At 62.2% G+C, this 26,695-nt stretch carries 25 protein-coding genes and 1 pseudogene; 4 read left to right on the top strand and 22 right to left on the bottom strand.

Annotated elements, in window-relative coordinates; translation table 11 throughout:
* Window positions 1–7: 7 nt before the first annotated feature.
* Window positions 8–790: a class I SAM-dependent methyltransferase gene (locus tag PDR5_RS05505; RefSeq protein ID WP_064593732.1), complete on the bottom strand. Its 783-nt coding sequence runs from the start codon at window positions 788–790 to the stop codon at window positions 8–10.
* Between the two features lie 93 nt (window positions 791–883).
* Between PDR5_RS05505 and PDR5_RS05500 the strand changes: the two genes are divergently transcribed.
* The gene (locus PDR5_RS05500; RefSeq protein WP_064593729.1) at window positions 884–1,498 is read left to right on the top strand and encodes a hypothetical protein; all 615 of its coding nucleotides are present in this window, start codon (window positions 884–886) and stop codon (window positions 1,496–1,498) included.
* Between the two features lie 4 nt (window positions 1,499–1,502).
* On the opposite strand, the gene PDR5_RS05495 is transcribed toward PDR5_RS05500, so the two are convergent.
* The 7 genes from PDR5_RS05495 to ppc form a co-directional block, all read right to left on the bottom strand.
* Window positions 1,503–2,195: an extensin-like domain-containing protein gene (locus PDR5_RS05495; protein WP_064593726.1), complete on the bottom strand. Its 693-nt coding sequence runs from the start codon at window positions 2,193–2,195 to the stop codon at window positions 1,503–1,505.
* A 2-nt stretch (window positions 2,196–2,197) separates the two neighbouring features.
* Window positions 2,198–3,034: an isocitrate lyase/PEP mutase family protein gene (locus tag PDR5_RS05490; RefSeq protein ID WP_064593723.1), complete on the bottom strand. Its 837-nt coding sequence runs from the start codon at window positions 3,032–3,034 to the stop codon at window positions 2,198–2,200.
* 31 nt (window positions 3,035–3,065) lie between these two features.
* Entirely contained in the window at window positions 3,066–3,926 is an 861-nt protein-coding gene (locus PDR5_RS05485) for a DUF72 domain-containing protein (protein WP_039769627.1), read from the bottom strand.
* Window positions 3,926–4,234 carry a hypothetical protein gene (locus PDR5_RS05480; protein ID WP_007954720.1) on the bottom strand — a complete coding sequence of 103 codons (309 nt, stop codon included), beginning with the start codon at window positions 4,232–4,234 and terminating at the stop codon, window positions 3,926–3,928. The genes PDR5_RS05485 and PDR5_RS05480 overlap by 1 nt, the downstream gene beginning before the upstream one ends.
* 230 nt (window positions 4,235–4,464) lie before the next feature.
* A complete protein-coding gene (tsaB, locus tag PDR5_RS05475; protein WP_064593720.1) occupies window positions 4,465–5,139 on the bottom strand; it encodes a tRNA (adenosine(37)-N6)-threonylcarbamoyltransferase complex dimerization subunit type 1 TsaB in 675 nt (224 codons plus the stop codon).
* A gap of 93 nt (window positions 5,140–5,232) precedes the next feature.
* Window positions 5,233–5,883, bottom strand: coding sequence for an adenylate kinase (gene adk / locus PDR5_RS05470; protein ID WP_064593717.1), 651 nt, complete (start codon window positions 5,881–5,883; stop codon window positions 5,233–5,235).
* 288 nt (window positions 5,884–6,171) lie between these two features.
* Entirely contained in the window at window positions 6,172–8,802 is a 2,631-nt protein-coding gene (gene ppc, locus PDR5_RS05465) for a phosphoenolpyruvate carboxylase (RefSeq protein ID WP_064600693.1), read from the bottom strand.
* A 214-nt stretch (window positions 8,803–9,016) separates the two neighbouring features.
* Here ppc and PDR5_RS05460 point away from each other — a divergent pair, with 214 nt between their 5' ends.
* The 3 genes from PDR5_RS05460 (at window position 9,017) to PDR5_RS05450 (ending at window position 10,981) form a co-directional block, all read left to right on the top strand.
* Window positions 9,017–9,361: a hypothetical protein gene (locus PDR5_RS05460; RefSeq protein ID WP_011332654.1), complete on the top strand. Its 345-nt coding sequence runs from the start codon at window positions 9,017–9,019 to the stop codon at window positions 9,359–9,361.
* A 365-nt stretch (window positions 9,362–9,726) separates the two neighbouring features.
* Window positions 9,727–10,131, top strand: a complete 405-nt coding sequence (locus PDR5_RS05455; RefSeq protein ID WP_011332653.1) for a DUF4398 domain-containing protein — start codon at window positions 9,727–9,729, stop codon at window positions 10,129–10,131.
* Window positions 10,132–10,186: 55 nt separating this feature from the next.
* Window positions 10,187–10,981: an OmpA family protein gene (locus PDR5_RS05450; protein WP_039769619.1), complete on the top strand. Its 795-nt coding sequence runs from the start codon at window positions 10,187–10,189 to the stop codon at window positions 10,979–10,981.
* 67 nt (window positions 10,982–11,048) lie between these two features.
* Here the strand turns inward: PDR5_RS05450 and PDR5_RS05445 are convergent, their stop codons facing one another.
* From PDR5_RS05445 to PDR5_RS05375, 14 genes and pseudogenes are all read right to left on the bottom strand, one after another.
* Window positions 11,049–11,378: a hypothetical protein gene (locus PDR5_RS05445; protein ID WP_011332651.1), complete on the bottom strand. Its 330-nt coding sequence runs from the start codon at window positions 11,376–11,378 to the stop codon at window positions 11,049–11,051.
* A complete protein-coding gene (locus tag PDR5_RS05440) occupies window positions 11,375–12,289 on the bottom strand; it encodes an alpha/beta hydrolase (RefSeq protein ID WP_064593715.1) in 915 nt (304 codons plus the stop codon). Before PDR5_RS05440 ends, PDR5_RS05445 begins: the two co-directional genes overlap by 4 nt.
* A 149-nt stretch (window positions 12,290–12,438) precedes the next feature.
* A complete protein-coding gene (locus PDR5_RS05435; protein WP_064593712.1) occupies window positions 12,439–13,716 on the bottom strand; it encodes a flavohemoglobin expression-modulating QEGLA motif protein in 1,278 nt (425 codons plus the stop codon).
* 33 nt (window positions 13,717–13,749) lie between these two features.
* Window positions 13,750–14,304 carry a hypothetical protein gene (locus PDR5_RS05430; protein WP_064593709.1) on the bottom strand — a complete coding sequence of 185 codons (555 nt, stop codon included), beginning with the start codon at window positions 14,302–14,304 and terminating at the stop codon, window positions 13,750–13,752.
* Between the two features lie 146 nt (window positions 14,305–14,450).
* On the bottom strand, window positions 14,451–15,155 hold the full coding sequence (locus PDR5_RS05425) for a TetR/AcrR family transcriptional regulator (protein ID WP_011332647.1): 705 nt from the start codon (window positions 15,153–15,155) through the stop codon (window positions 14,451–14,453).
* Between the two features lie 118 nt (window positions 15,156–15,273).
* Window positions 15,274–16,776, bottom strand: coding sequence for a lysine--tRNA ligase (gene lysS / locus PDR5_RS05420; protein ID WP_039769614.1), 1,503 nt, complete (start codon window positions 16,774–16,776; stop codon window positions 15,274–15,276).
* Window positions 16,777–16,845: 69 nt separating this feature from the next.
* A protein-coding gene (gene prfB / locus PDR5_RS29615; RefSeq protein WP_102621447.1) for a peptide chain release factor 2 occupies window positions 16,846–17,941 on the bottom strand; the annotation gives its coding sequence in 2 pieces (ribosomal slippage) (window positions 16,846–17,868 and window positions 17,870–17,941; 1,095 coding nt in all).
* Window positions 17,942–18,047: 106 nt separating this feature from the next.
* On the bottom strand, window positions 18,048–19,049 hold the full coding sequence (locus tag PDR5_RS05405; RefSeq protein WP_011332645.1) for a response regulator: 1,002 nt from the start codon (window positions 19,047–19,049) through the stop codon (window positions 18,048–18,050).
* Between the two features lie 48 nt (window positions 19,050–19,097).
* Window positions 19,098–19,953, bottom strand: a pseudogene (locus PDR5_RS05400) (chemotaxis response regulator protein-glutamate methylesterase).
* The gene (locus PDR5_RS05395; RefSeq protein WP_064593706.1) at window positions 19,950–22,244 is read right to left on the bottom strand and encodes a hybrid sensor histidine kinase/response regulator; all 2,295 of its coding nucleotides are present in this window, start codon (window positions 22,242–22,244) and stop codon (window positions 19,950–19,952) included. The pseudogene PDR5_RS05400 and the gene PDR5_RS05395 overlap by 4 nt, the downstream one beginning before the upstream one ends.
* Window positions 22,241–22,924, bottom strand: a complete 684-nt coding sequence (locus tag PDR5_RS05390; RefSeq protein WP_007954679.1) for a chemotaxis protein CheW — start codon at window positions 22,922–22,924, stop codon at window positions 22,241–22,243. The genes PDR5_RS05395 and PDR5_RS05390 overlap by 4 nt, the downstream gene beginning before the upstream one ends.
* On the bottom strand, window positions 22,921–24,198 hold the full coding sequence (locus PDR5_RS05385) for a CheR family methyltransferase (RefSeq protein ID WP_064593703.1): 1,278 nt from the start codon (window positions 24,196–24,198) through the stop codon (window positions 22,921–22,923). Before PDR5_RS05385 ends, PDR5_RS05390 begins: the two co-directional genes overlap by 4 nt.
* The gene (locus PDR5_RS05380) at window positions 24,195–24,731 is read right to left on the bottom strand and encodes a chemotaxis protein CheW (RefSeq protein WP_064593700.1); all 537 of its coding nucleotides are present in this window, start codon (window positions 24,729–24,731) and stop codon (window positions 24,195–24,197) included. The genes PDR5_RS05385 and PDR5_RS05380 overlap by 4 nt, the downstream gene beginning before the upstream one ends.
* Window positions 24,731–26,353: a methyl-accepting chemotaxis protein gene (locus PDR5_RS05375; RefSeq protein WP_039769604.1), complete on the bottom strand. Its 1,623-nt coding sequence runs from the start codon at window positions 26,351–26,353 to the stop codon at window positions 24,731–24,733. The genes PDR5_RS05380 and PDR5_RS05375 overlap by 1 nt, the downstream gene beginning before the upstream one ends.
* Window positions 26,354–26,695: the final 342 nt, after the last annotated feature.

Here is a 26,695-nt window from a genome sequence, read left to right as displayed (position 1 = left end):
CGACGGCTCAGGCCTTGAGCGCTTTCTTCGGGTAGATGTCATAGCGGCTGGATTTGCCATCCAGCGCATGGCTCGGCTTCGGCCCTTCGATGCACGGCGCCTTGCGCGGGCGCTTGACCACCACCCGGTGCGTGGCCAGCGCCAACGCCGCTTCCAGCAAGGCCGGTGCATCCGGGTCATCGCCTACCAACGGGCGGAACAGGCGCATTTCCTTCTTCACCAGCGCGGTTTTCTCACGGTGCGGGAACATCGGGTCGAGGTAGATCACCTGCGGCGGCTCGCCCTCCCAATTGCGCATCACGTCGATGGAGTTGCCCTTGAGCAGCTTCATCCGCGCCACGATCGGCGCCACCTCGAAGTCTTCAGCCGCACGGGCCAGACCATCTTCCAGCAACGCGCCGATCAATGGCTGGCGCTCGATCAGGCTCATCTCGCAACCGAGACTGGCCAGCACGAACGCATCCTTGCCCAGCCCTGCCGTGGCATCCAGCACCCGAGGACGCACGCCTTGGGCGATGCCGACCGCCTTGGCGATCATCTGCCCGCTGCCACCGCCGTACAACCGGCGATGGGCCGCGCCACCCTCGACAAAGTCCACCCGCACCGGCCCCGGCGCATCCGGCCCCAGCTGTTGCAGCTGCAAACCCTGCTCGCCGACCTGCAGGGCAAACTCGCCGTCAGCCACCTGCAACGGCAGGTTCAGGCGCTGCGCCCACTGCTCGGCCTGCGCTTCGAACGTCGGGCCGAGGGCCTCGACATGGATGCGGCAGGCCGCGGGTTGCTCAATCATGGAAAACACGCTCAAAAAAGTTAAGGATCGGCAAAAACCGCCGATAACCCAATCAACGCGCATTTTGCCAGAGCTGAGCGTCAACCGAAAAAAATGTCAGGCATTCTTCCCACATCGATTGGCTACCTTTCGCCCACAGGCGATTTCAGCCGTCATAACACTCAAGCATTGGGCGGCGTCAGCCACCTGTGGCAGGATTTTTTTGCCCAGGCACTGGCCGAGCAATCGAGTGATGTGGTGCCGGCCTGCGGCACGTTTCCACCGGTTGACCTGGAAAGCCCTGAAGAACCGACTGTCGGCAGCGAACTGCACGCGCACATCGTCAGCCAGCGCGAATGCGATGTGGTGGAAACCGAGGTGCGTCCGCCGGAGCCGCTGTTCCTGCCGATCGCCGAAATCGACATGACACTGGCCGAGCCGTACCCTCCGTTCCCGCCAGAAGAAATCAAGACTCAGCAAAAGCAGCAGGATTTCGACAGCAGCTGGGTTCGCCCGGTCGTGATCAACAACGGCCAGCCGATTCCGGAGCCAGGCCCTGCCCCGCAGAAAAAACCGCTGTACCTGCCGATTGCCGAGTTCGACCTGGATCTGCTGCAGCCGTACCCGCCATTCCCGCCGGAAGCCATCGTCGAGCAGCAGAAAGCCCTGGACTTCGATAACGGCTGGGTGCGCCCGATCGTTCAGCAGAACCTGCGCATCGCCGCCTGATCCCTCAGCGACACACGCTCCAGCGCCCGACATCGACATGAAAGTGATTGCGATGGGCGGCGTTGTATTCCGGACTCAACACCACACTGAACACCTCGCACGCACCGTCGCGCACCTGACGTAGAAACTGCGCGTCCCGGTTCTGCTTCGGCCAATCCTTGAGCACGCTGATCGCGCGACCATCCGCCAGACGGAAGCCGGCGATGTCCAGCGCATCGGCACTGGCATGGCGGCTGAGCGCGCCGCTATCGCGGTTGTAGACATTGCGGCAGGCGAAGCTGCCGAGGTGATCGACCCGCGCCACCGACTGACCGTAGGCCTGCTGCGCCGCCGGTTGCAGCGTATGGTGCTCGAACATCGCGAACGCCACGGCCAACGGGCAACTGGCGAGAAAGCTGCTGCTGAGCCCCACCCCGCCGCCCTGCACGCGCAAAGCGCCGATCAGCGGGCATTTGGCATCGGGACTGTCGGCCTGTGGCGAAACCCTCAGGCCAGAGCTGCCCAGCGCCTGTGCGCACAGGGCCGGATCGCTGCGCAGGCGCATCAACTTGTAGCCCGTGAGCCAGTTGGGCGTCGCCTGCACGTCCAGTGGCGCCCACGGGTTCCACTGCGGCGGCACATCGAGCCAACCGCGCCAGACGCCGATTAGCCCGCCACCGATGATCAGCAGGCCTGCTAACAGCAGCCAGCGCCCCATGCTCATCCCTTGAAGAATTGATTGGCCTTGGCGTACGGCATCGAACGGGAGGTGAAGGTGAAGGTGCCGGACTGCTGGATTTCTTCAGCCGCGCGGAAAAACTCACCCAATGCCGCCAGTGCCAGCGCCGAGCCGGTGCTGATCCGCTTCACGCCCATTTCTTCCAGCTCCTGCACGGTCAGTTTCAAGCCGCCGGACATCAACACATTGACCGGTTTCGGCGCCACTGCGCGCACTACCGCGAGGACTTCTTCGGCGGTGCGCAGGCCCGGCGCGTACAACACATCGGCGCCAGCTTCGGCAAAGGCCTGCAAGCGGCGGATGGTGTCGTTGAGATCGGGATTGCCGTGCAGGTAGTTTTCCGCTCGAGCGGTCAGGGTGAAGGGAAACGGCAAGGTGCGCACGGCAGCGACGGCGGCTTCGATCCGTGCCACCGCGTGTTCGAAGCAGTAGATCGGCGAGTCTTCCCGGCCGGTGGCATCTTCGATCGAGCCACCCACGGCGCCCGCCTCGGCGGCGCGAATCAGACTTTGTGCCGATTCGGCCGGGGCGTCGGCGAAGCCGTTTTCCAGATCCACCGCCACCGGCAAATCCGTGGCCGCGACAATCGCCCGGACATTGGCCAGCGTATCGTCGAGACTCAGGCCACCATCGGGCTTGCCTTGGGAAAACGCATAACCGGCGCTGGTGGTCGCCAGCGCCTGATAGCCGAGACTGGCGAGCATCTTCGCGGAACCGGCATCCCACGGATTGGGAATCACGAAAATCCCGGGGCGTTCGTGCAGGGCTTTGAAGGCTTCGGCTTTACGGGCTTGTTGTTGACGGGCTTGGGCATCCATCGGCAGGCTCCTGGGCAGGAAAAATTCCGCCTCAGAGCAGGCCAAGTTGCTCGGCGGCGGGTTCTCTGTATAGCTCAGGCAAAGGTCGCAGGCCAGGCAAACGTTGCATCAGTTGTGCGTGAAAACGTTGCGCCAGCTTCGCCGCCAGAATGTTATCGGCGGTGTGCAGGAAGATGTACGGCGTGCGGCCCTCTTCGATCCACTCGGCGATTTTAGCCACCCACGGCACCAGGAACGGGTCGTTGGCCTCAAGCTCCGGATGGCCGATGAAGCGCACCTGCGGGAATTGAGTGAACGCTGCTGGACGCGTTGGTACGCGGGGCTTTTTCGATTGGGCGTGGATCACCGACGATTCGGTGGACAGGCAACTGAACAGTGCGCGCGGATCGAGGCAGATGCGCTCCACACCGCGATCCAGCAGCAGCCGGTTGAGCAGTCGCTCACTCTCACCCTTGGCGAAGAACTGTTCGTGGCGCACTTCCACCGCCAGCGGACAATCCAGCGCATCGATGAACGCGGCGAGCTCCGGCAAGCGGTGCGGGGTGAAGCTTTTCGACAGTTGCAGCCACATTGGCGAGACGCGCTCACCGAGCGGCTTGAGCAACTGGAGGAAGGTTTCGGCGGCAGTCAGTTGATCGCGCAAATCGCCGCTGTGGCTGATGTCACCGGGAAACTTGGCAGTGAAGCGAAAGTGCTCCGGCATCACCTCGGCCCAACGCTGCACGGTGGCCGGCGACGGGCTGGCGTAGAAGGTCGTGTTGCCTTCCACGGCGTTGAACACTTGTGAATAGAGTCCGAGGAAATCGGAGGTCTTGGCGTCTACCGGATACAGATACTCGCGCCAGGCGTTTTCGCTCCAGGACGGGCAACCGAGGTAGTAAGGCAAATCCATCAGATGTACAGATCGAGGCCCAGCACGTCTGCATCCCAATCGACAAAACCGGCGGTGCTCAGGTAGCTGGCCAGGGCCATAGCCACGCTTTTCTTCATCGCGCGGTGATAAATCATGTCTTGTTGACGGGCGGGCAGATTGCTCAGGCGTTGCGCGGTGGCTTTGGCGGCACGGGCAGCCAGTTGCTCTTCGGTCGGGAATTCCAGCTCGCCGTCGATATCGTCGACGGACTCATCCAGCGCCGGATTGCCTTTGCGAGGCTTGCGCTTGATGGGGTAGGAATGAGTGGAAACGCCGTCTATACGCATAAAGTCATGCTCGGTATCGATGATGGCAATTTAGCGGCACCTGACCGACTTAGCAAATCGCCGAGTGATAACTAGAACACATAAAAGACAAAAGGTTTAAAGCGCGGGGTTAGAAACGGACGATTGGCGTTTGCCGATGAGCGCATCGCGAGCAGGCTCGCTCCCACATGATTTGCGACACTCATGTGGGAGCGAGCCTGCTCGCGATTGGGAAAACTTGATTTCGAAGATCAACGAGCCTTGGGGGTGGCCACTTTGTCGCGCAGGTAAACCGGCTGGGCATCGTCTGCCGGAATCGCTTCACCGCGCTCCCAGGCAAATCGCGCCAGGGTCAGCAGGTCTTCGGCATGGGGCAGCATGCCGGCATCGGATCCGCTCAGGTTTACAGCGATGCGTTCGCCATAACCCCAGCCCGTGCCGGCACCGAACCAGTCACCCGAAGCATCGTCCGGCAGCGCAGCGACTTCCGGCGGCAGCACCGCCTCGGCGCCGACCAGACGCATCTCCCCGGCCGTCTCGCGGTAGCAGCCCCAATACACCTCATCCATGCGCGCATCGATGGCGGCCGCGATCTGGCTCACGCCGTGTTCGCGATAAGCCCGTTGCGCCAGCACGGCCAGGTTCGACACCGGCAACACCGGGCGATCCAGCGCGAACGCCAGGCCCTGCACCACGCCGATGGCAATCCGCACACCGGTGAATGCGCCCGGGCCACGGCCGAAGGCGATGGCGTCCACCGCTTGCAGGGTGGTGCCGGCGTCGGCCAGCAGTTGCTGGATCATCGGCAGCAGTTTCTGCGCGTGCAGGCGCGGGATCACCTCGTAATGGCTCGTGACCTTGCCGTCATGCAGCAAGGCAACGGAGCAAGCTTCAGTCGCGGTGTCCAGGGCCAGCAAGGTGCTCATCGATGTGTCCGTAAATCAGGTGGGGAAAAGTGCGCCAGTATAAACAACTACGGCCCGCAAGCGGGCCGTGGATGATGCAGCGGATCAGGTTTTTCAGCTCAGGGCTTCAAGCACCTTGGCAGTGATCGCTTCAACCGAACCGACGCCAGGGATATGGCTGTACTTCGGCTTGCCACCGTTTTTGGCGGACAGGTTCTGGTAGAACTCCACCAGCGGCTTGGTCTGCGAATGGTAGACCGACAGGCGATGACGCACGGTTTCTTCGGTGTCGTCCTTGCGCTGCACCAGCTCTTCGCCGGTGATGTCGTCTTTGCCGGCCAGTTTCGGCGGGTTGTAGACGATGTGGTAAACGCGGCCGCTGGCCTCGTGAACGCGACGACCGGCGATACGCTGAACGATTTCTTCGTCTTCAACGGCGATTTCGACCACGGCGTCCAGCTCGACACCGGCAGTCACCAGCGCTTCAGCCTGAGGAATGGTGCGCGGGAAGCCATCGAACAGGAAACCCTTGGCGCAATCGGCTTGAGCGATACGGTCCTTGACCAGCGCGATGATCAGGTCATCCGACACCAGGCCTCCGGCATCCATGATGCTCTTGGCCTTGATGCCCAGCTCGGTGCCGGCCTTGACCGCAGCACGCAGCATGTCGCCGGTGGAGATTTGCGGAATGCCGAATTTCTCGGTGATGAACTTAGCCTGAGTACCTTTACCGGCCCCGGGAGCTCCCAGCAGAATGACGCGCATCGATGTGCTCCTCAATTTTTTATATAAAAAACAATGGATTCGCCTCGTGGGGCCAATCTCATAAAACGGGTCGTGGCCGCCCAAACGGCCAAAGGCTGATCAAGATACACAGCAGGCTGCGCCCACACAAGACGCCAAAAGTCGGAGAAACCGGCGCCCGCCGCGACCTTGCGACGCGGTTCCCCAAGTCGCAACCCCATCATTAACTGTCGCCTGACCGCATTTTTCCTACAGTCAATAAACGGCACCCGAGGTTCGCCCCGGGTGCCCCGCCCCACGCAGAAAACCTTAGCCGGTATTTCGCAAACCGGCGGCAATCCCCGCCACAGACACCAGCAACGCCTGTTCCACCGGGCTGCCCTGCTCGACATTCTGCTGCCGCGAACGCGCCAGCAACTCGGCCTGCAATAGATGCAGCGGGTCGAGGTAGGTGTTGCGCAGACGGATGAATTCCAGGGTGTCTGGGCTATGTGCCAGTAGCTGCGACTGACCGGTCAGGCCGAGGACAACGGAACAGGCCTGCGACAATAGGTCGCGTAAGTGCGCACCCAACGGCAGCAACTCCGGCTCCACCAGACGCTCGTCGTAGGACAGCGCGATATCGGCGTCGGCCTTGGCCAGCACCATTTCCAGCATGTCGATGCGGGTGCGGAAGAACGGCCACTGCTCGCGCATCTGCCCCAGCAACTCGCCTTCGCCGCGCTCCAGCGCATTGTTCAGTGCGGTTTCCCAGCCGAGCCAGGCCGGCAGCATCAGGCGGGTCTGGGTCCAACCGAAGATCCACGGAATCGCCCGCAGGCTTTCGATGCCACCAGCACGGCGCTTGGCCGGACGGCTGCCCAATGGCAAGCGGCCCAACTCCTGCTCCGGTGTGGACTGGCGGAAATACTCAACGAATTGCGGATTCTCCCGCACCACCGCACGGTAAGCAGCGACGCCGTCGGCGGCCAGTTCGTCCATCAGATGCCGCCATTCGGGAGTCGGTGGCGGCGGAGGCAACAGGGTCGCTTCGAGCACCGCCGCCAGATACAGATTGAGGTTTTGCTCGGCGATGTCCGGCAGGCCGAATTTGAATCGAATCATTTCCCCCTGCTCGGTGGTGCGGAAACGTCCGGCCACCGAACCCGGCGGCTGCGACAGAATCGCCGCGTGCGCCGGGCCGCCGCCACGGCCCACGGTGCCACCGCGACCGTGGAACAGCAGCAGTTCGACTTGTTGCTCGCGGCAGATTTCCACCAGCCGCTCCTGCGCCCGGTACTGCGCCCAGGCCGCGGCGGTAGTGCCGGCGTCCTTGGCCGAGTCGGAATAGCCGATCATCACTTCCTGCGGGCCTTGCAGGCGCGCGCGGTACCCCGGCAGCAGCAACAGGCGTTCGATCACCGGGCCGGCGTTGTCGAGGTCGGCGAGGGTTTCGAACAGCGGCACCACGCGCATCGGCCGCAGTACGCCGGATTCCTTGAGCAGCAACTGCACCGCGAGCACATCGGAAGCGGCACCGGCCATTGAGATCACGTAGGAGCCCAGCGAAGCGCCCGGCGCGGCGGCGATTTCCTTGCAGGTGGCGAGCACTTCGGCGGTGTCGGCCGAGGGTTTGAAATGCGCCGGCAGCAACGGCCGACGGTTTTGCAGTTCGCGGGTCAGGAAGCTGATGCGCTGTTCTTCGTCCCACTCCTCGTATTTGCCGAGGCCGAGGTAATCAGTGATTTCGGTCATGGCCGCGCTATGGCGGGACGAGTCCTGACGCACATCGAGTCGCACCAGGAACAGACCGAAGGTCACGGCCCGGCGCAGGCAATCGAGCAACGGCCCGTCGGCGATCACGCCCATGCCGCATTCGTGCAGCGAGTTGAAACACAGCTCCAGCGGATCGAGCAGGTCGCGGTTGTTGTGCAGCACATCGGCAGGCGCCGGCGTGGTCGCCGTCAAAGATGCATGAGCCCAGTTACGTGTGGCGCGCAGCCGTTCACGCAATTGTTTGAGCACTGCCCGATACGGCTCGGCACTGTCGCCGGCCCGGGCCTTGAGCGCTTCGCTGGCCTGCTGCATCGACAGTTCGGCGGCCAGGTGATCGACGTCACGCAGGTACAGATCCGCCGCCATCCAGCGTGCCAGCAACAGCACTTCGCGGGTCACGGCAGCGGTCACGTTCGGGTTGCCGTCACGGTCGCCGCCCATCCACGAAGCGAAGCGGATCGGCGCGGCTTCCAGCGGCAAGCGCAAACCGGTGGCGGCGAACAGCGCCTGATCGGCCTTACGCATATGGTGGGGAATCGCCTGCCACAGCGAATGCTCGATCACCGCAAACCCCCACTTGGCCTCGTCCACCGGAGTCGGCCGGGTGCGGCGGATTTCTTCGGTGTGCCAGGCTTCGGCGATCAGGCGTTGCAGGGTGTTGTGGATCTGCTCGCGTTCGGCCGTGGTCAGGTCGCGATGATCCTGAGCCGCGAGCTGCGCGGCAATCGCGTCGTACTTCTGGATCAGCGTGCGCCGGGCCACTTCGGTCGGGTGCGCGGTGAGCACCAGTTCGATTTCCAGCCGCGCCAGTTGCCGGGCCAGGGATTCGGCGCTGTGCCCTTCGTTGCGCAGGCGGGCGAGCAGTTCCGGCAGCACGCGGGACTCGAACGGCGCGGCCTGGGTCTCTTCCCGGCGATGAATGAGCTGGTACTGCTCGGCGATGTTCGCCAGGTTGAGAAACTGGTTGAAGGCCCGCGCCACCGGCAGCAGTTCGTCTTCGCTCAATTGATTGAGACTGGCGCTGAGTTCGGCGTCCATCGAGCCGCGCCGGTCGGCCTTGGCGCCCTTGCGAATCTGCTCGATCTTGTCGAGAAACGCCTCGCCGTACTGGTCACGAATGGTGTTGCCCAACAGCTCACCGAGCAGGTGAACGTCTTCGCGCAAGCGTGCATCAATATCGGTCATCAGCATCTCTCCAGCAGTAATCGGTGACGGATCGCAAGTGAGTGGATGAACAGAGAGTGCCGCTCTGGAACGCTTCTTACAAGCAGACGACGAAGGGACTTTAAACCTTGAGGGTTGAAGCTAGTCTCAACAGTAAGCCGCACAACGGCTTGCCGCCGGCAGACGCCGGACACTCACCAAGACCTGCCATGAGCAGGTGCGACATGAGGTTTTTATGAAAATCCGTGAACTCGCCCAGCATTGGGAAGAAACCGCCAAGGGTCGCCTGACCGATACCGGCTACACGATTCATCTGGACGTGGAAGCCGCCGCACGGCTGGCGGCGATTGCCGAAATGTACCCCAAACGCCATGCCGAAGAACTGCTCGGCGAGCTGATCGGCGCCGCCCTCGAGGAGTTCGAAGCGAGCCTGCCGTATGTGAAAGGCTCGACCGTGGTCGCCACCGACGAAGAAGGCGATCCGCTGTATGAGGATGTCGGCCCGACCCCGCGTTTTCTCGCGTTGTCGCGGCGTCATCTACATGACTTGTCGGCTGCTGCCGGGAAGCAGAAACACTGATTCCTGACCCTTCAGAACGGTGGGAATGGTTTGCCCTCGATGGCGTCAGTTCAGCAGCACATGTGCTGTATTTGATGGCCTCATCGCTGGCAAGCCAGCTCCCACAGGGACTGTGTCCCCCCTCCGCTTTTGCGCCGTTTCTCGCCCGCGCGTACCTCTGCCCACCGCCAAAGTTCCCGGTTTAGAGCCCTGTCCGTTCGGTCAAAGTTTTTTTTGGCGATGGGCCATCTTTTCTGAACTTTTGAAAAATGCCTTCGGTCGGAACAGGTAACCACGCCTGGAACGAGCGTTTCAAAACGCGCTGACACATGACGGTTGTCACTCCTCGACCAGGATGGATTTCGAAGCTTCCAAGGAGTTAACCAATGGAGTTGAAGACCATGAAGACCCAAACCTCGTTCTCCCACCTGCGCGGTCTGAAACTGGCTGCTCTGGCCATCGGCACCAGCTTCGTGCTGGCCGGTTGTGCCGGCAATCCACCGACCGAGCAATACGCCGTCACTCAATCGGCAGTCAACAGCGCGGTCAGCGCTGGCGGTACCGAGTTCGCCGCCGTGGAGATGAAGCAGGCTCAGGACAAGCTGAAGCAAGCCGAAATCGCCATGCACGACAAGAAGTATGACGAAGCCCGTCGCTTGTCCGAGCAGGCCGAGTGGGATGCCCGCGTTGCCGAACGCAAGGCTCAGGCAGCCAAGGCCGAACTGGCTGTGAAGGATTCCCAGAAAGGTGTTCAGGAACTGCGTCAGGAAAGTCAGCGCCCAGTGCAGTAAGCGCGCATCCCGACCGCAAGGCTGAAACTCTTATCGATATAAAGGACGAACGATTATGCGTAAACAACTGATGATCCCCGCTCTCCTGGCTGCAAGCGTTGCCCTGGCTGCCTGCTCCACGCCGCCCAACCCGAACCTGGAACAGGCACGCACCAACTACGCCGGCCTGCAGGCCAACCCGCAGGCAAGCAAGGTCGCAGCGCTGGAAACTAAGGACGCCAGCGACTATCTGGACAAGGCCGACAAGGCTTATCTGGATAAAGAAGACGCCGCCAAGGTCGATCAACTGGCTTATCTGACTAACCAGCGCGTAGAAGTGGCCAAGCAGACCATCGCTCTGCGCACCGCTGAAAACAACCTGAAGAACGCCGCCGCCCAACGTGCCCAGGCCCGTCTGGATGCCCGCGATCAGCAGATCAAACAGCTGCAGGACAGCCTCAACGCCAAGCAGACCGATCGCGGCACGCTGGTGACTTTCGGTGATGTGCTGTTCGCCACCAACAAGGCCGACCTGAAATCCAGCGGTCTGGTGAACATCAACAAACTGGCGCAGTTCCTCCAGGAAAACCCTGATCGTAAAGTGATCGTCGAGGGCTACACCGACAGCACCGGTACCGCGAGCTACAACCAGTCGCTGTCCGAGCGTCGCGCGACTTCGGTGCAGGTTGCGCTGATCAAGATGGGTGTAGACCCGTCGCGTATCGTCGTACAGGGTTATGGCAAGGAATACCCGGTGGCGGATAACACCTCGGTCTCGGGCCGTGCGATGAACCGTCGCGTGGAAGTGACCATTTCCAACGACAACCAGCCAGTGATGCCGCGTTCGGCCGTTAGCTCGACCGCGCACTGATTCGCTGAGCGGTAAATGAAAAGCCCCGCCTGAGTGATCAGGCGGGGCTTTTTTGTCCGTCGCAGATTTACTCTTCGAGCTTCTGCGGCGTCTCCTGGCCCATGCAGCGCACAGCCTTTTTCTGACTGTTGACCAGCACCCCGGTCAGGCCTTTCTGTTCGGTGTCGAACAGCACCAGCACGCCATCGATGCATTGCGCCACTTGCGGCGCCGGGGTCAGGGAGACCTTGTAGTCTTCGCCGGGAACGGTCTTGAGCATGGTGAAGTCGTTGAGCAGCAACGCATCCTCGGGTTTGGCGAAGTGCAGGTAGCCGTAGTACCACAGGGCGCCGACGGTGCCGAGGATGCTGCAGATGCCGGTGATGATCAGCGGGATGGCGTTACGTTCTTCACTCATTGCGGACTCTCTGGTGGTTCGTCTTCAGAATTCGGGGGTGTTGGATAATTCGGGATCTCGCCGAGGCGGCGCAGGCCGTTGAAGTGTTCGGGATCGTCGAGGTAGCGCAGCATCACCTGACGCCAGACCGGGTCGCCGAAGGTCTGCACATGCCCGCCCCGAGTCAGCTGCAGCACACGCGGTGGCGGCGCAGCTTGATACAGACGGATGCCGTTGGAAAGGGGCACCAGCGGATCGTCGAGGCTGTGGAAGATCAGTTTCGGCACGCCGTTGAGCTGCGGCATGGCGTTGATCGCACTGTCGCTGTCCGGCACCAGCCATGACAGCGGCACCTGAAACGGCCAGGTCAGCCATGAGGTGCTGAGGGCGTATTGGCCGACGCTGCGGTAACTGGCGGGCACGCCGTCGAGTACCAGGGCCTTGAGCTGTTTTTGCCTTTCCGGATGTTGCACCAGCCAGTGCACGGCCATTGCCCCGCCGAGACTCTGGCCCAGCAGCACCAGCGGTTTGCCTTTGACCTCCGGCGCCTTGTCCAGCCAGGCGAAGGCGGCATCAATGTCCTGATAGATCGCCGGCAGGCTCGGTTCGCCCTCGGACAAACCGTAACCGCGATAGTCCACCAGTAGCACTTGATAGCCGTTCTTCGGCAACCACCAGCTCCCGCCCAGGTGCATCGGCAAATTGCCGCCGTTGCCGTGCAGGTGCAGCACCGTGCCCTTGACCTCAACCCCGGGTTTGGCCGGCAGCCACCAGGCATTCAGCTTGAGGCCGTCGGCGGTGGTCAGGGTGACGGTGCGGTATTCGAGTTTGGCCTTTTCTGGCGTGAAAAGCTGACCCGGTTCGGGGTAGAACAGCAAGGAACTGCAACCGTCGAGGGTCAGGAGCAGGCAAAGGATGCCGAGGATTCTCATCCGGTGAAACCTCGCAAAAATTCTGGTTGGAACACAGATCAAACCTGTGGGAGCGAGCCTGCTCGCGATGGCGGCGTGTCAGGCAACTTCACTTTTGAACGTTGACCGCCATCGCTAGCAGGCTAGCTCCCACAAGGAATATTGGTTGGTTACAGGATGTTGGAGTAATCCGCTTCGATCCGGTCCAGGCTCAAGTGATTGAGGAAGTTGGAGAAGCACATCCACGCCGACAACGCATTCATGTCGCGGAACTGGTCCGGCAGGTACTTCGGCGGCACCACCAATCCTTCGTCCACCAGCTGACGCAGGGTTCGCATGTCTTCCAACGTGGTCTTGCCACAGAACAACAGCGGGATCTGCTCGAGCTTGCCCTTACGCACGGCCAACTGAATGTAGTTGTAAACCATGATGAAGCCCTTGAGGTAGGACAAGTCTTTGGTAAATGGCAGACCGGTCGGCGTCGAACCACGGAAAACCCGACTGGCGTTGCCGTAGCTTTCCGCCATCTCGAAGCCCTGCTCGCGGAAGAACTCGAAAATCTGCAGGAAGTCCGCGCCCTCCTCGACCATGTGAATGGCGCGGGTGCGGTTGGTCAGTTTGCGCAGGCGGCTCGGGTAGGAGGCGAAGGTGATGATTTCCATCAGGATCGCCAGGCCTTCCTGAGTCACCGTCGACGAAGGCGGCCCCTTGGACAGGAAGGTGCAGATCGGCTGGTTCAGACCGTTGAGCGTGGTGCCGACGTGCACTAGGCCTTCGTGGACTTCCAGCGCGCGCACGTCGCGGTCGTTGAACATCGCGTCGGTGCGGATCTTGATGTAGTCAGCACCCGCCGCCGCATCGGCGACGATACCGTCGGACTCGAACACGCGGATGGTTTCCTCGGCCTCGCCGAACACCTTGTTCAGGCGGGTTTGCAGCAGGTGCACGGCGTCCTTGGCGGTGAGGATCTTCGGTTCGTCCTTCAGGTCGCCACGGCCGTCGATGTTGTTCAGATAGTCCGACATCATCAGGCCGAGGTCGGCCAGGGTCGGGTCACCGGCGTGGAACGCATCGGACGCGGCGCCGTACAGTTCCTGGGAAATCAGGCCGAAATCCTCGGTGCCGCGCGCTTCGAGCATGCGCACCACCATCCGGTATTCCTTGCACATGCGACGCATGATCTGGCCGACCGGGTTGAACTGGCCGAGCTGACGGGTGATGTCGCGCTCGATGTTCTGGAATTCCAGCTTCACCTTGCTTGAGTCGAAGGACAGCGGCCGGTTGAGGTAGTAGTCGCGATCCACCGCCGGCAATTCCTTGCCCTTGGCCTTGAGGAAACCCTTGCGGATGTTCTCGTCCCACTTGACCGCGTCGAGCACGCGGATCGGCGTCTGCGCCAGCACTATGCGATCGGACAGAATGCGTATCGTCTGCTGGTAATCGTCCACCCGAAACTCCTGTAGAAAACGTGACGAACTGAATTATTTGGCTTTGGCCTGATGCTGATAGCGCGCCGCTTCGACGAAAACGTCGGAATTGGCCGGGTCGTCGAGGTAAGCAAAGACCTTTTCAAGCGGGCTGTCGACCTGCACGCCCTCGCCGTCATCGGTCTGGAAGCCCTGGCCGTCGAGGGCTTTCTGGGCGATGGCCTGGTTGATCTGTTCGAGGTCGAGGTTGTAGATCACCAGTTCGCGCTTGTCGGTGATCTCGAAGCCGGCGATGGTGAAGTGCCCGCCGTATTGCGCCGGCACTTTCGCCGACAGGTACCAGCGGTTGCCGTGGCGCGACACCGTGAACGGATAGGCTTCACGCTCCCGGGGTTTGGCTTTGAAATAAGCAACCGCCTGATAGCGGTCGTTGCCCAGGCGCGTCAGCTCCAGATTCATCGGCTCGCCCCAGGCATTGGTGCTCGACCATTGGCCGAGCAGGCCCTTGGGCGCCGGTTCACTGGCGGGCAGCGGCTCCTTGAAGGTCACCAGACATCCGCTGAGCAGCAGGAACGACAAGGCGATCAGCACGCCACGCCAGGCTTTCATTCGACACTCCCTATGAATACACGGCCCTGAAAATCGCCGTGATCCCTTGTGGGAGCGAGCCTGCTCGCGAATGCGGGGTGTCAGGCAACAAAGATGTTGAATGTCAGACCGCATTCGCGAGCAGGCTCGCTCCCACAGGTTTGGTGTTACACCGACGCGAGTACCAGGTGCATATAGCGCGTCAGAATGCCGAGCATGTCCTCTTCGGCCAAAGGCTCGGCGTCGTTGAGCAGGCCCTGATATTCCATCCGTCCGATAATCGCCGTCAACACCTTGGCATCCTGCTGTGGCTCGCGTGAGCCCAATACCTGGAACAACTGGCAGGTGCCCTGCAACAGAATCTGCTGATGGGAACGCACCAGTTCCGCCAGACGCGGGTTGAGCAGCGCCTCCTGACGGAACGCCTGCTCGGCCATCAAATGCTCGCGACGGTTGACCAGTTGCCGATGCACGTAATCAGCCATCAAACGCGCGATATCGTCGGCCAGTTGCGAACGCGACTCCGGGCTGCCGTCGCCGCTGACCACCATTTCACGCAACAGGCCTTCGTTGTTGATCCACAGCTTGGCCATGTAGGCCGCGCTGCGCTCGACGTACTGGGCGAAGGTATCGGTGAGCAGGTCATCGATGTCCTTGAAGTAATACGTGGTGGCCGACAATGGCACACCGGCCTCGGCGGCCACCGCCCGATGACGCACGGCGCGTACGCCGTCGCGCACGACAATGCGCATCGCCGCATCGAGAATGTCCTGTCGACGCTGTTCACTGCCCTGCCGGCTGGCCTTGCGGCCCTGGTACTGAACACTTTCAGCGACCGCAGTGGCGATTCCCGCTGCACCCTCTTGAGCCATTGCACCGATCACGACAGGCATACCTCTGTTGTTTTCTTCAAAATTAACCATTTGATACGTTTGTACCAGACAGGCAATAAAAAGCCGCCCATTTCAGGCGGCTTTTTTATTGAAACACTTACGCTTGCGGCCGCATGTGCGGGAACAGGATCACGTCGCGGATCGACGGGGAGTTGGTCAGCAGCATCACCAGACGGTCGATGCCGATACCTTCACCGGCCGTCGGCGGCATGCCGTACTCCAGCGCGCGAACGAAGTCGGCGTCGTAGTGCATGGCTTCGTCGTCGCCGGCGTCCTTGTCGGCCACCTGCGCCATGAAACGCTCGGCCTGGTCTTCCGCGTCGTTCAGCTCGGAGTAGGCGTTGGCGATTTCACGGCCGCCGATGAACAGCTCGAAGCGGTCGGTGACGTTCGGGTTGTCGTCGTTGCGACGAGCCAGCGGCGACACTTCGAACGGATACTGGGTAATGAAGTGCGGCTGTTCCAGCTTGTGCTCGACCAGCTCTTCGAAAATCATCACCTGCAGCTTGCCCAGACCTTCGAAGCCCAGCACCTTGGCGCCGGCCTTCTTGGCGATGGCGCGAGCCTTGTCGATGTCGTTCAGGTCATCGGCTGTCAGCTCTGGGTTGTACTTGAGGATCGAGTCGAACACCGACAGGCGCACGAACGGCTCGCCGAAGTGGAACACCTTGTCGCCGTACGGCACGTCGGTGCTGCCCAGAACCAGCTGCGCCAGTTCGCGGAACAGTTCTTCGGTCAGGTCCATGTTGTCTTCGTAGTCGGCGTAAGCCTGATAGAACTCCAACATGGTGAATTCAGGGTTGTGACGAGTCGAAACGCCTTCGTTACGGAAGTTGCGGTTGATCTCGAACACTTTTTCGAAGCCGCCAACCACCAGACGCTTGAGGTACAGCTCCGGCGCGATACGCAGAAACATTTCCATGTCCAACGCGTTGTGGTGGGTTTCGAACGGCTTGGCTGCGGCGCCGCCAGGAATGGTCTGCAGCATCGGCGTTTCGACTTCGAGGAAGTCGCGCTTCATCAGGAAGCTGCGGATGTGCGCGATCACTTGCGAGCGAACGCGGAAGGTCTGGCGCACGTCTTCGTTGACGATCAGGTCAACGTAGCGCTGACGGTAGCGCTGTTCGGTGTCGGTCAGGCCGTGGTGCTTGTCCGGCAGCGGGCGCAGGGATTTGGTCAGCAGGCGCACGCTGGTCATTTCGACGTACAGGTCGCCCTTGCCGGAACGGGCCAGGGTGCCTTCGGCGGCGATGATGTCGCCCATGTCCCAGGTTTTCACCGCGGCCAGGGTTTCTTCGGACAGAGTCTTGCGGTTGACGTAGACCTGGATGCGACCGGTCATGTCCTGGATCACCATGAACGAGCCACGGTTGAGCATGATGCGACCAGCAACCTTGACCGGGATCGCAGCCTCTGCCAGCTCTTCCTTGGTCTTGTCCGCGTACTGTTTCTGCAACGCATCGCAGTAGTTGTCGCGGCGGAAGTCGTTCGGGAAGGCATTGCCCTTGGCGCGCTCGGCAGCAAGCTTTTCCTTGCGCAGAGCGATCAGGGAGTTTTCTTCCTGTTGCAGGGCTTGCGGATCGAGTTGTAGGTCGCTCATGTCTTTAAATTTTCCATCACAGGTTCGTTGCCCCCGCCGGCGACGGGGGACTTGAGGTCGGTTGAAAGCTTACAGCCCCGATTTCAGGCTGGCTTCCAGGTATTCGTCGATGTCGCCGTCGAGTACCTTGTCGCAGTCACTGCGTTCGATGTTGGTGCGCAGATCCTTGATCCGCGACGCATCGAGCACATACGAACGGATCTGGTGACCCCAGCCGATATCCGACTTGGTGTCTTCCAGGGCCTGGGACGCGGCGTTGCGCTTCTGCATTTCCTGCTCGTACAACTTGGCCCGCAGCATTTTCATGGCGGTGTCCTTGTTGGCGTGCTGGGAACGTTCGTTCTGACAGCTCACCACGGTGTTGGTCGGTACGTGGGTGATACGTACGGCCGAGTCGGTGGTGTTTACGTGCTGACCACCGGCACCGGAGGAACGATAGGTGTCGATCCGCAGGTCTGCCGGGTTGATTTCGATTTCCACCTTGTCGTCGATCTCTGGCGAGACGAAAACCGCGGAGAACGAGGTGTGACGACGGTTGCCGGAGTCGAACGGGCTCTTACGCACCAGACGGTGCACGCCGATCTCGGTACGCAGCCAGCCAAAGGCGTATTCGCCCTTGATGTGCACGGTCGCACCCTTGATCCCGGCGACTTCACCGGCCGACAGCTCCATGATGGTCGCGTCGAAACCGCGTTTGTCGGCCCAGCGCAGGTACATGCGCAGCAGGATGTTGGCCCAGTCCTGGGCTTCGGTGCCGCCGGAACCGGCCTGGATGTCCAGGTAGGCGTTGTTCGGGTCCATCTCGTGGCTGAACATACGGCGGAATTCGAGCTTGGACAGCGACTCTTCGAGACCTTGAAGGACTTCGACGACGTCGTTGACCGCGCCCTCGTCGTTCTCTTCAACGGCCATGTCCAGCAGCTCGCGGCAATCGGCCAGGCCACCGTTCAGTTCGTCGAGGGTATCGACGATCTGCGCCAGCGCAGCGCGCTCGCGGCCCAGTTCCTGGGCGTATTCAGGTTTGTTCCAGACGGCAGGATCTTCAAGCTCGCGATTGACTTCGATCAGACGCTCATGCTTTTGATCGTAGTCAAAGATACCCCCGAATAGTTTCGGAGCGCTCGGACAGGTCCTTGATGGTGTTCAGGATCGGGTTGATTTCCATGACGGGCAGCACTCGTTGGCGAACTTTTGAAAGCCGGCGAGTATAACGTAATCAAGCTGTCACGGCAGCCCGTCCGGCGGCTCTTGCGGCGAATGAACCCGATGGTTCATTCGATCCCCACCTGATTGCGCCCGTTGTTCTTGGCCAGGTACAGGCCACGGTCCGCCGCCGAGATCAGCAACCGGCAGTCGCTGCCCGACTCCGGCACCATCGTCGCCAGGCCGATGCTGATGGTCAGGCTCGAGCCTTCGGCCGGGGCATTGTGCGGAATCTTCAGCGCCGCGACCGTCTGGCGCAGCTTTTCCGCCACCAGTCGGGCCCCGCCCGGCGAGGTGTTGGGCAGCACCAGCGCAAATTCTTCGCCGCCATAACGCGCCGGCAGATCGGACGGCCGGGCACTGGCCTCGCGGATTGCCGTAGCGACCTTGCGCAAGGCCTCGTCGCCTTCGACGTGGCCGAAGGTGTCGTTGTAGGACTTGAAGTAATCGACGTCGATCATCAGCAACGACAACTGGCTCTGGTCGCGCAACGAGCGGCGCCATTCCAGTTCCAGGTATTCGTCGAAGTGCCGGCGGTTGGACAGCCCGGTCAGGCCGTCGGAGTTCATCAGTCGCTGCAGGACGAGGTTGGTGTCGAGCAATTGCTGCTGGCTGACCCGCAACGCGCGGTAGGCCGCGTCCCGTTGCAGCAATGTCATGTAGGAGCGCGAGTGATAGCGGATCCGCGCCACCAGCTCGATGTTGTCCGGCAGTTTCACCAGGTAATCGTTGGCCCCGGCGGAGAACGCCGCGCTCTTGATCAGCGGGTCTTCCTTGGTCGACAGGACGATGATCGGAATGTCCTTGGTCGCCGGGTGATTGCGGTATTCGCGCACCAGGCTCAGACCGTCGAGGCCCGGCATCACCAGATCCTGCAGGATCACGGTCGGCTTGATCCGCACCGCATGGGCCACGGCAAGATGCGGGTCGGAGCAGAAGTGGAAGTCGATGTTCTCTTCATTCGACAGCCCACGGCGCACGGCTTCGCCGATCATCGCCTGATCGTCCACCAACAACACCATGGCGGCGTTCTCGTCGGTTTTGATGTCATCGATCTGTAAGTCATTCATGGGCGGTCACCTGAGTGCTGCGGGGGCCAGGATTGCCGATGGACGTATTCATTTGGGGAATATCTCCAGCAATCGTGGCGCTATCTTTTCCAGTGGACGGATTTCTACGGCCGCGTCGATGGCCGCTGCGGCCTTGGGCATGCCGTACACCGCACTGCTTTGCTGATCCTGCGCGATGGTCAGGTAACCCTGTTGGCGCATGAGCTTAAGCCCTTGCGCCCCGTCGCGTCCCATCCCTGTCAATAAAACCCCTACTGCGTCACCGTTCCAGTAATTGGCGACGCTTTCGAAAAACACGTCGATCGAGGGGCGGTAGATCTCGTTGACCGGCTCGGCGGTGTAGGCCAGCGTGCCGTTCTTGAGCAAACGAATATGGTGGTTGGTGCCGGCCAGCAGCACCGCGCCGGCCTGCGGCGGTTCGCCTTCGCGGGCCAGACGCACGTCCAGGCCGCTGGCGCGAGGCGGCACTGCGTGGTGTCGCAGGTGCCGGACGTGAGCGGGCGGTTTTCTCGCCGATCAGCCAGCCGATGTTGAGGATCTTGCGCAGCAGCGGCGCCGCCGCTTCCTGAGGATTGCCACCGCCGATGGCCGGGGTGTCGACCACGTCCAGCGCGCCATGGCCCATGGCTTCGAACACCCGGTGCACGTTCTGCTGGCGGTCCACGGTGACGATGACGATCGCGCACGGGCTCTCGGCCATGATCCGCCGGGTGGCCTCGACGCCATCCATCACCGGCATGATCAGGTCCATCAGGATCAGGTCCGGGGTGTTTTCCGCGCACAGACGCACCGCTTCGGCGCCGTTGTTGGCGACCCACAGCACCTGATGCGCCGGCTCGAAGGCCAGCGCGCGACGCAGGGCCTCCACCGCCAGGGGCATGTCGTTGACGATTGCGATCTTCATGCCCGCGCTCCTCCGATGAGCTCAACCACTGCGTCGAGCAGGGCATCGTCATGAAAACTGGCCTTGGCCAGATAATAGTCGGCCCCGGCGTCCAGTCCACGGCGGCGATCTTCCTCGCGATCCTTGTAGGACACCACCATCACCGGCAGCGATTGCAGACGGTTGTCGCGGCGCAGCAGCGAGACCAGCTCGATGCCGTCCATACGCGGCATGTCGATGTCGGTGATCAGCAGATCGAAATCCTCGGAGCGCAGGGCGTTCCAGCCGTCCATGCCGTCCACCGCAACGGCGACGTCGTAGCCGCGATTGAGCAGCAGCTTGCGTTGCAGTTCGCGCACGGTCAGCGAGTCGTCGACCACCAGAATCCGCTTGCGCGCGGCTTCTGCCGCCTGATGGCCGTGGCGGGCAATGCGCTCCAGACGCCCGGTGTTGAGCAGTTTGTCCACCGACCGCAGCATGTCTTCGACATCGACGATCAGCACCACCGAGCCATCGTCGAGCAAGGCCCCGGCGGAAATGTCCTGCACCTTGCCCAGCCGCTCGTCCAGCGGCAGCACCACCAGCGTGCGCTCGCCAATGAAGCGCTCGACCGCCACGCCGTAGATCGCATCGCGCTCGCGGATGACCACGACTTTCAGCGTATCGCCGCTGTTCTGACTGGCCGGACGTTGCAATAACTGACTGGCCGCGACGAGCCCGACATGTCGGCCCTCGTGCCAGAAATGCTGGCGCCCTTCGACCTGCACGATGTCCTCCGGCGCCAGGTCGCACATGCGCTCGATGTGCGCCAGCGGGAAAGCGTAGGCCTCGTCGCCGACTTCCACCACCAGGCTGCGCACCACCGACAGGGTCAGCGGCACCTCCAGATGGAAACGGCTGCCCTCGCCCGCCGTCTGCTCCAGCACCACCGCGCCGCGCAACTGGCGGACCATGTGCTGCACGGCATCGAGGCCGACGCCGCGACCCGACACTTCGGTGACCTTGTCCCGCAGGCTGAAACCCGGCAGAAACAGGAAGGTCAGCAGTTCTTCTTCACTCAACTGGGCGGCGGTTTCCGCGGGCGACAACTGGCGCTCGACGATGCTGCGGCGGACCTTTTCCAGATCCACGCCGTTGCCGTCGTCGCTCAGTTCCAGTACCAGCAAACCGGCCTGATGCGAGGCGCGCAGACGGATCAGGCCTTCCTCGGACTTGCCCTTGAGCAGGCGTTCCTGTGGGGTTTCGATGCCGTGATCGACCGCGTTGCGCAGCAGGTGCGTCAGCGGGGCTTCGAGTTTCTCCAGCACATCGCGGTCGACCTGGGTCTTCTCGCCCTCGATCTCCAGCCGTACCTGCTTGCCGAGGCTGCGACCGAGGTCGCGCACCATCCGCACCTGCCCGGACAGCACATCGGCGAACGGCCGCATGCGGCAGGCCAGTGCGGTGTCGTAAAGCACTTGCGCGCGCTGGCTGGCCTGCCAGGCAAACTCGTCGAGTTCGGCGTTTTTTTCTGCCAGCAGTTGCTGGGATTCGGCGAGCAAACGCCGCGCATCCTCCAGCGCTTCCTGAGCTTCAAGGCTCAGGGCATGTTCCTTGAGGTGCACATTGAGACTCTCCAGTGCCCGCAGACCGTTGCTCTGCATGCGCTTGAGGCGCTGCATCGTGGCCAGGTGCGGCTTGAGGCGCTGGGTTTCCACCAGGGATTTGCTCGACAGATCGAGCAGGCTGTTCAGACGTTCGGCGGTGACCCGCAGCACCCGCTCGCCACCTTCGGTGGCGCGTTTGCTCTTGCGCGGCGCGGGTTCCGGTTCGGCAACCTCGACCGGGATTTCAACCGGCGCAGGCTCCGCCACCGACGGTGGCTGAAGCTGCAACTCAGCCATCAGCGGCGCACTCGCAGCGGCGGGCACTAGTGGCGGCGCCGTCGGATCGAGCAATCCGCCCATCAACGCCACATAAGCCTCGATGTCCGCCGGTTGCGGGCCGTTGGCCGGGGTGGCAATGCGCATCAGCAAGTCGGTGCCCTGCAACAGCGCGTCGATATGTTCCGGACGCAGGAACAACCGTCCTTCCTGCGCACTGACCAGACAATCTTCCATCACGTGGGCGACGCTGACGCCGCTGTCGATGCCGACGATCCGCGCCGCGCCTTTCAAGGAGTGCGCCGCACGCATGCACGACTCGAGCTGATCGGCCTGGGTCGGGTTGCGCTCCAACGCCAGCAGCCCGGCGCTGAGCACCTGGGTCTGGGCTTCGGCTTCGAGGCTGAACAGCTCGAGCAAGGAGGCGTCGCGCATTTGCTCGGGGGTCATGTGAGGCTCCGGGACACGGCGGACAGCAACTGTTCTTCATCCAGCCAACGCAGGCTGCGACCTTTGAAAGGCAACACGCCTCGGGTGTATTTGGCGCTGGCCTGTGCGCCGGACCGCGACGCGGCGTCGAGGATTCGCTCGTCGATGGCGTGAATCCCGTCGACTTCGTCCACCGGCACCACCACCGGCCCGCCCTGGGCCGAGATGATCAGCATGCGCGGCATGATCCGCGCGCCGGTCGCCGGGGCCGCGTTGCTGTCGAGGTCGAGCAGTTCAACCAGCGACAGGCACGCCACCAGCGCACCGCGCACGTTCGCCACGCCGAGCAAGGCCCGGGAGCGCTGGTGCGGCAGCGAGTGAATCGCCTGCAACGGCGCGACCTCCACCAGACTGCGGGTGGCCAGGCCGAGCCATTCTTCGCCGAGGCGGAACATCAGCAGCGACCGGGTCTTCAGCTCGGTTTCGACCTGGGTCGCCACCGGATCGCGCTCGTCCTGCTGCAACGCATAGCGGTCGAGCAGGCGCGTGGCGGCGGCGGAATACACCGAGCAATTGCGGCAATGGATGTGCTCGTCCAGCAGCGGGCAGGACTTGTCGCCATGGATGCCGATGCGGTTCCAGCAATCGTCGATGGCCCGGGCGTCTTCGTGGGTGACGTTCAAGGTGTCGGACGGGATCATCGTTTACGCTCACTGTCGGCGGTGCGGTCGCTGCGGGCGGCGCGCTCCTGCAATCGTCTGGCGCCGGCCGTGTCGCCCTGGGCTTGCAGCAAGGCGGCCAGGTGCATCAGGGCTTCGGGGTGTTGCGGCTCGAGGTACAACGCTTTGCGGTAAAAGCCCTGGGCTTCGAAGGCGCTGCCGGCGACATCGCTGAGCAGGCCGAGCCAGTAAAACACCTGGGCCACCGGCTCATGGCTGCGCAAATACTGTTCGCACGCGGACCGGGCTTCGGCGCTTTTGCCTTCGTTGGCCAGGGCGGCGATGTTGGCCAGCAAGGTCGCCGCTTCGGGGTTGGTGCTCTTAGCCGTCGCCGGCAAAGGCGTCACGCCAGCAAACGGACGGTTGCGCACCGGCGGCGGTGGCGTGCTGCGCAGCGGTTGGCGCGCAGGCAACGGCAGCGCAATCGCGGTCGGCATCGGTAACGGTTCGGGTTGTGGATCGCTGTGACGGCTGAAGGCGAAAGACTGTGGAATCCCGATCGAACGCATGCCGAGCCGCCCAAGCAGACTGCCCTCGGCCGGGCCGATAAACAGCACGCCATCGACATGGGTCAGGCGCTTGAGCACGGCGAACACCTGCTGCTGGGTCGGCTGATCGAAATAGATCAGCAGGTTGCGGCAGAACACGAAATCGAACGGCGGCTCGTTGACCAGCAATGACGGATCGAGCACGTTGCCGACCTGCAGGCGCACCTGCTCGCGGACGATTTCATTCACCCGAAAGCCCTCGTTCTCGGCGAAAAAATGCCGCTCGCGAAAGTCCAGTTCCTGGCCGCGAAACGAGTTTTTGCCGTACAGCGCCCGCCGCGCCTTGTCCACTGACAAGGGGCTGACGTCCATGCCATCGACCTTGAACTGATGGGGCTTGAGGCCGGCATCGAGCAAGGCCATCGCAATCGAATAGGGTTCTTCACCGGTGGAACACGGCAGGCTGAGGATGCGCAGCGCACGCATGTTGTTCAGTTCACCCAGGCGTTTGCGCGCCAGTTTGCCCAGCGTGGCGAAGGATTCCGGGTAACGGAAAAACCAGGTCTCGGGGACGATCACCGCTTCGATCAGCGCCTGCTGTTCATCCCGCGAGCCTTGCAGGGTCTGCCAGTACTCATCGGCATTCACCGTTTGCGACAGGGTGATGCGCTGGCGCACGGCCCGTTCGATGATCGCCGGCCCGACCGAAGCGACGTCGAGGCCGATGCGTTCCTTGAGGAAATCGAAGAAGCGCTGGTCGCTGCTCATGGCTGCTCCTCAAGCCGCGCCGGATCCAGCGGCGGTGTCGGGAACAGTAACGTGCGCACCGACTCGTCCAGCAAGTCGTTGACCCGCACCCACTGCACCAGCCCCTGCGCATCCTCACGCACCGGGCCCAGGTACGGCGCCTGACGATTGTCGAGGCCGTACGGCTGGAAATCAGCCGGGTTGCAGCGCAGGGTATCGGTGGCCTGTTCGAGGATCAGGCCCAGCCATTGCGAGGGTTGCGAGTCATCCGCTCGGTAATGCACCAGCACCAGTCGTGTGCTGGTGCGCGCTTGCGCAGGATGGCCGAAGGTCAGGGCACTGAGGTCGATCACCGGCACCACTGTGCCACGGTAGGCGAACACCCCCGCCACCCAGTGCGGCGCCCGGGCAATCGGCTTCAACGGCAGGCGCGGCAGCACTTCGGCCACTTCCGTGGCACGCAAGGCGTAGCGTTCGCTGCCGATGCGAAACAGCAGGAACAACGCCTGCTTCGCCACCGGCGCAGCGCTGCGTTTGGCGGTGATTTCGCTCATCAGACTTTGAATCGCGAAACGCCGCTGCGCAGGCCCACGGCCACCTGGCTCAGTTCGTCGATGGCGAAACTGGCCTGACGCAACGATTCGACGGTCTGGCTGCTGGCATCACCCAGCTGCACCAGCGCGTGGTTGATCTGCTCGGCGCCGGTGGCCTGGGCCTGCATGCCTTCGTTGACCATCAACACCCGCGGCGCCAGCGCCTGCACCTGATGGATGATCTGCGACAGTTGCTCGCCGACCTGCTGCACTTCAGCCATGCCGCGCCGTACTTCCTCGGAGAACTTGTCCATGCCCATCACCCCGGCGGACACCGCCGACTGGATCTCGCGGACCATCTGTTCGATGTCATAAGTGGCGACAGCAGTCTGATCCGCCAGACGCCGCACTTCAGTGGCGACCACCGCGAAACCACGGCCATATTCACCAGCCTTCTCCGCTTCGATCGCGGCGTTCAGGGACAGCAGGTTGGTCTGGTCGGCGACCTTGACGATGGTCACCACCACCTGATTGATGTTGCCGGCCTTCTCGTTGAGGATCGCCAGTTTGGCGTTCACCAGATCCGCCGCGCCCATCACCGAGTGCATGGTGTCTTCCATCCGCGCCAGGCCTTGTTGCCCGGAACCGGCCAGCACCGAGGCCTGATCGGCGGCGGTGGAGACTTCAGTCATGGTGCGTACAAGGTCGCGAGAGGTTGCCGCGATTTCGCGGGATGTCGCGCCAATTTCAGTGGTGGTCGCAGCGGTTTCGGTGGCGGTCGCCTGTTGCTGCTTGGAGGTGGCGGCGATCTCGGTCACCGAGGTGGTGACCTGTACCGACGAGCGCTGGGCCTGGGACACCAGCGAGGTGAGCTCGGTCATCATGTCGTTGAAGCCGGTTTCCACGGCACCGAACTCGTCCTTGCGGTCGAGGTTCAAGCGGCTGCTCAAATCGCCGGTGCGCATGATGTCGAGGATCTGCACGATGCGGTTCATCGGTGCCATGATCGCGCGCATCAGCAGCAGACCGCAGAAACCGGCCGCCAGCACGGCCACCAGCAGCGAGACGAACATGCTGACCTTGGCCGCCGCCACGGCCTCATCAATGTTGGCCATGGCCTTGTCAGCGACTTTCTTGTTCTCGCCAATGATGTCGTTGAGCTTCATCCGGCCCGAGTACCAGGTCGGAGTCAGTTGTTCGTGGAACAGCTTGACGGCGTCGGCTTCCAGATTGCGTTTGTGCAGATCGAGCACCGCATCCTGAATTTTCAGGTAGGCGTCGTGATATTTCTCGAACGCCGCGAATTCGAGCTTGTCCTCGTCCGTCACCACCGTGCCACGATAATTGGCCATCTGTTCCTGAAGCCGAGATTCGAAAGCCTTGTAATCGGCCGCATCTTCACTGCTGACGCCCTGCCCTTCCTTGAGACCCAGCAGTTCCTGTGTTTGCAGATAACTGTCGACCCACGCGCCACGAATCATCGAGCTGTAATAGACGCCGGGAATCGCGTCGTCACGGACGCTGTTTTCACTGGCTTCGATTTTCAGCAGCCGCGAATACGAGACGACCACCATCAACAGCATGATGGCGATAATCACCGCAAAGCTCGCCAAAATGCGTTGGCGCAACGTCCAGTTCTTCACAGTCAGTCCTCGGGGCGGGTCGAAATGCGGGGGAGTATAGCTGAGGGCGGTGTTTCATTTATAAGACGGTTTGCCGCGCCCAGGCCTTCCGGTCATAAAACACGACGGGCTCTGGACTGGGACTTTCAAGGAATCGGAGGGTGGCGTGCCAGTGACGCAATGGCAAAAAGGGGCGATGGATTGGTCATTTCAGTTTTAGATGATCCGAAGAGGCAGTAGCCATGTGCCATGGTGCGCAACTTCTTGCGCACTTGATTCGCGAAATCGCCGCCTTATTTCGCTACAGCCCCCGGTTACCGTCGCCTGTAGCCGAGTGCGCAACTTCTTGCGCAGTACTGCGCA

This window comes from Pseudomonas sp. DR 5-09 (assembly GCF_001655595.1).
Taxonomy (GTDB): domain Bacteria; phylum Pseudomonadota; class Gammaproteobacteria; order Pseudomonadales; family Pseudomonadaceae; genus Aquipseudomonas; species Aquipseudomonas pharyngis.
The sequence above is the reverse complement of the archived record's forward strand: the minus strand, read 5'-3'. Positions and strand labels throughout refer to the sequence as shown.

Excerpts from the sequence above, each read along its gene's own strand:
- PDR5_RS05505 (WP_064593732.1), bottom strand. The coding sequence starts at position 790 with ATGATTGAGCAACCCGCGGCCTGCCGCATCCATGTCGAGGCCCTCGGC.
- PDR5_RS05500 (WP_064593729.1), top strand. The coding sequence starts at position 884 with ATGTCAGGCATTCTTCCCACATCGATTGGCTACCTTTCGCCCACAGGC.
- PDR5_RS05495 (WP_064593726.1), bottom strand. The coding sequence starts at position 2,195 with ATGGGGCGCTGGCTGCTGTTAGCAGGCCTGCTGATCATCGGTGGCGGG.
- PDR5_RS05490 (WP_064593723.1), bottom strand. The coding sequence starts at position 3,034 with ATGGATGCCCAAGCCCGTCAACAACAAGCCCGTAAAGCCGAAGCCTTC.
- PDR5_RS05485 (WP_039769627.1), bottom strand. The coding sequence starts at position 3,926 with ATGGATTTGCCTTACTACCTCGGTTGCCCGTCCTGGAGCGAAAACGCC.
- PDR5_RS05480 (WP_007954720.1), bottom strand. The coding sequence starts at position 4,234 with ATGCGTATAGACGGCGTTTCCACTCATTCCTACCCCATCAAGCGCAAG.
- tsaB (WP_064593720.1), bottom strand. The coding sequence starts at position 5,139 with ATGAGCACCTTGCTGGCCCTGGACACCGCGACTGAAGCTTGCTCCGTT.
- adk (WP_064593717.1), bottom strand. The coding sequence starts at position 5,883 with ATGCGCGTCATTCTGCTGGGAGCTCCCGGGGCCGGTAAAGGTACTCAG.
- ppc (WP_064600693.1), bottom strand. The coding sequence starts at position 8,802 with ATGACCGATATTGATGCACGCTTGCGCGAAGACGTTCACCTGCTCGGT.
- PDR5_RS05460 (WP_011332654.1), top strand. The coding sequence starts at position 9,017 with ATGAAAATCCGTGAACTCGCCCAGCATTGGGAAGAAACCGCCAAGGGT.
- PDR5_RS05455 (WP_011332653.1), top strand. The coding sequence starts at position 9,727 with ATGGAGTTGAAGACCATGAAGACCCAAACCTCGTTCTCCCACCTGCGC.
- PDR5_RS05450 (WP_039769619.1), top strand. The coding sequence starts at position 10,187 with ATGCGTAAACAACTGATGATCCCCGCTCTCCTGGCTGCAAGCGTTGCC.
- PDR5_RS05445 (WP_011332651.1), bottom strand. The coding sequence starts at position 11,378 with ATGAGTGAAGAACGTAACGCCATCCCGCTGATCATCACCGGCATCTGC.
- PDR5_RS05440 (WP_064593715.1), bottom strand. The coding sequence starts at position 12,289 with ATGAGAATCCTCGGCATCCTTTGCCTGCTCCTGACCCTCGACGGTTGC.
- PDR5_RS05430 (WP_064593709.1), bottom strand. The coding sequence starts at position 14,304 with ATGAAAGCCTGGCGTGGCGTGCTGATCGCCTTGTCGTTCCTGCTGCTC.
- PDR5_RS05425 (WP_011332647.1), bottom strand. The coding sequence starts at position 15,155 with ATGGCTCAAGAGGGTGCAGCGGGAATCGCCACTGCGGTCGCTGAAAGT.
- lysS (WP_039769614.1), bottom strand. The coding sequence starts at position 16,776 with ATGAGCGACCTACAACTCGATCCGCAAGCCCTGCAACAGGAAGAAAAC.
- PDR5_RS05405 (WP_011332645.1), bottom strand. The coding sequence starts at position 19,049 with ATGAATGACTTACAGATCGATGACATCAAAACCGACGAGAACGCCGCC.
- PDR5_RS05395 (WP_064593706.1), bottom strand. The coding sequence starts at position 22,244 with ATGACCCCCGAGCAAATGCGCGACGCCTCCTTGCTCGAGCTGTTCAGC.
- PDR5_RS05390 (WP_007954679.1), bottom strand. The coding sequence starts at position 22,924 with ATGATCCCGTCCGACACCTTGAACGTCACCCACGAAGACGCCCGGGCC.
- PDR5_RS05385 (WP_064593703.1), bottom strand. The coding sequence starts at position 24,198 with ATGAGCAGCGACCAGCGCTTCTTCGATTTCCTCAAGGAACGCATCGGC.
- PDR5_RS05380 (WP_064593700.1), bottom strand. The coding sequence starts at position 24,731 with ATGAGCGAAATCACCGCCAAACGCAGCGCTGCGCCGGTGGCGAAGCAG.